This window comes from Variovorax sp. P4_D9 (assembly GCF_056401695.1).
Window position 1 is genome coordinate 1 of sequence record NZ_JBFUIU010001212.1, and the last position, 2060, is coordinate 2060.

Sequence of the window (2060 nt, forward strand, 5' to 3'; positions counted from 1 at the left end):
ACACTAAGCAGCCCAAGGCGCCGGCGCAGGGCGGCTCGTGGACGACGTCCAGCGTGGGTTCGGCGGTGCGAGGGGCCGCGCTGACGATCGTCGAGAAGCTGCTGGACCTTGCGAACCGGAATGCCGGATCGCCGCTGAAGGGTGTGAGCGCATCGGGCGTCGAGATGCTCGAAGGTCGGTTGCGCCTCAAGAGCGATCCCACACGCTCGGTGAGCATTGCTGACGTCATGCGCCGCACCGGCACCCACGAGATCACCGAGACCTACGACTCGACACCCTCACCCGAACGCGCGAAGTACGCCTCTCTCGCGCACGGCGCCCAGTTCGTCGAGGTGAAGGTCGACCCGGACCTGGGCACGGTAAGGGTCACCCGCGTGATCGAGGTCACGGCCTGCGGCAAGATCCTGAATCCGCTCGCCTCCCACAGCCAGGAGATCGGAGGCGTGGTGTGGGGCATCGGCATGGCACTGGAGGAAGCGACCGAGATCGACCACCGCTACGGCCGCATCATGAACGCCAACCTGCAGCACTACCACGTGCCGGTGAATGCGGACATCCACGCCATCGAGACCATCTTCGTCGAAGAAGAAGACACCATCGTCAATCCACTGGGCGTGAAGGGCATGGGCGAGCTCGGCATGGTGGGGATACCTGCCGCCATCGCCAACGCAATCTTCCACGCGACGGGCCGGCGGGTGCGCGACCTCCCAATCACACCGGAGAAGCTGCTATGAGTCCGGTCGCCCCATCAATCCTGTACTGGGTGGACTGGCGTGGTGGGCTCGATTCCTAGAGGCGATAGGCTTTGGCATCGGCGTCGTGACCACACGCAGGAATCCTGCGGGCCAGCTTTCATACAAGACTCGCTCTCATGCTTACCTTGAAATACAACTCCATCTAAAGACCAGAGTCTTGCGGGGAAGCTGCGGGCGAATTTGGGGATCGCGCGCCTTGCCAACCCCTCGCGCCTTCCCGCAAGAAATTCAAGTCCACGCCCGGCCATTCTCAGTGAATTGGGCTGCAGTTCCACAATGATCTAAGCATGAAACGCTATTTCGCATCCATCCTTTCGGGACTTGCAGTACTTGCCCTGGCAGCTTGCACTTACGTGCACCCCCCTCTGGGGCAACTGCCGCAGCATGAAAGACTCGCGGTAGTGCAGGCTTCGCCGCAGTACCGCGACGGCTCCTTCCAGAACGARGTGCCGTTCCCGCCTCGCCCCGGCGGTCTGGCGTTTGCTTGGAGGGTGCTGCAAGGCCAGTTCGCGGAGAGGGACCGGCCGACGCCTCCGGCGCCTTTGCCAGCGGTGAAGACTGACTAGGCGGCGCTGCCAATTGAAAAGGACATCGTGGTGTGGCTTGGTCACTCGTCCTATTTCGTGCAGTTGAGCGGCAAGCGCCTTCTGATCGACCCGGTGTTCAGCGACTACGCTGCCCCCTTGCCCTGGATGGTGAAAGCATTTGACGGCACCAGCATCTACCAACTGGACGAAGTACCCGACATCGACGCAGTTTTCATCACGCACGATCACTACGATCACCTCGACTATGCAAGCATGAAGGGCTTGTTGGCCAAGACGAAAGTCGTGATCGCGGGGCTAGGAAACGGGGCGCACCTGGAGCAATGGGGGTACCCGCGTGAGAAAATCCGCGAGGTCGATTGGCATCAAACCATAGACATCGACGCTAGCCTGAAAGTGCACATGCTACCGGCGCAGCACTACTCCGGCCGCTTCATGGACCGCAACCAAGCTCTGTGGGCCAGCTACGTCGTTGAGACGCCAAAGAGGCGCCTGTACTTTAGCGGCGATACGGGCTTCGGGCAGCATTTCGCCGAGATCGCTAGGCGTTTTAATAGCTTCGATCTGGTCGCGCTCGATTCGGGACAGTACAACGAGCGATGGTCAGACATCCACATGAACCCTGAGGAGTAAGCGCCTGGCCGTGGCATCTTGAGGTGACGTGGCCTGTGGCTGAGCATCGCGTCCATGATGAACATGGTGGATGCGGCTTGGGCGAAGGCAATGGTGTTTGCCTCGCGCTGGCTCGGCGTCGTCGTGC

At 61.3% G+C, this 2060-nt stretch carries 2 protein-coding genes; both read left to right on the top strand.

Annotation, left to right across the window (positions count from 1 at the left end):
- On the top strand, positions 1 to 734 hold a 734-nt coding region (locus tag AC1DY5_RS53115; RefSeq protein ID WP_478122264.1), incomplete at its 5' end, for a xanthine dehydrogenase family protein molybdopterin-binding subunit.
- Between the two features lie 617 nt (positions 735 to 1351).
- Positions 1352 to 1933, top strand: coding sequence for an MBL fold metallo-hydrolase (locus tag AC1DY5_RS53120; protein WP_478122265.1), 582 nt, complete (start codon positions 1352 to 1354; stop codon positions 1931 to 1933).
- The last annotated feature ends 127 nt before the right edge of the window (positions 1934 to 2060 follow it).